Source organism: Mycolicibacterium arseniciresistens, from assembly GCF_030519285.1.
GTDB classification, from domain to species: domain Bacteria; phylum Actinomycetota; class Actinomycetes; order Mycobacteriales; family Mycobacteriaceae; genus Mycobacterium; species Mycobacterium arseniciresistens.
In genome coordinates this window covers 1-762 of sequence record NZ_JAUMSQ010000565.1, presented here as the reverse complement: position 1 = coordinate 762, position 762 = coordinate 1, and the positions used below count along the sequence as shown (strand labels likewise).

The 762-nt window shown below is 74.9% G+C and carries 1 pseudogene; it reads left to right on the top strand.

The features are described from left to right. Positions 1 to 762, top strand: a pseudogene (locus Q2100_RS31515) (ATP-dependent helicase); the annotation flags it as partial.

Below are 762 nucleotides of genomic sequence, written 5' to 3'. Positions count from 1 at the left end.
CGATCTGCTCGTCGCGGCGATCGAGGACGTGCCGTCGGGTCTGTCCCCGGAACAGCAGCGCCCGCTGCGTCGCATCCACACCGTGCTGACGGCGGCGCGCCGCAGTGCCGCCGCCGGGCAGGACCCACGGGACACGCTGTGGCAGGCGTGGCACCGCTCGGGCCTGCAGCGGCGCTGGTTGTCGGCGAGCGAACGCGGTGGCCCGGCCGGCGCGCAGGCCGACCGTGACCTCGATGCGGTCACCGCGCTGTTCGACGTCGCCGAGCAGTACGTGGGCCGCACGGCCGGAGCCTCCATGCGCGGCCTGATCGACCATGTCGTCGCGCTCGGGCCGCCGCCACCGCCGCGCGACCAGCGCCCTGCCCCCGACGCGGTCGCGGTACTCAGCGCACACGCCGCACTCGACCGGGAGTGGGAGTTCGTGGTGATCGCGAGCCTACAGGAAGGGTTGTGGCCCAACACGGTTCCGCGCGGTGGTGTGCTCGGCACCCAGCATCTCGTCGACGTGCTGGACGGTGTGGCCGCCGCGACCGACCGTGAGCTGTCGAGCCGCGCGCCCCTGCTGGCCGAGGAACGCCGCCTCCTGATCGCCGCACTCGGCCGGGCGCGCACCAGGGTGCTGGTGACCGCCGTGGACAGTGAAGACGGTGACGAGGCCGCGCTGCCGTCGCCGTTCTGCCACGAACTGGCGGCGCTGGCCACCGATCCCCGGCCGGAGCCGGACCTGCCCGCCCGAGCCCCGCGGGTGCTGGCGCCCGCCGT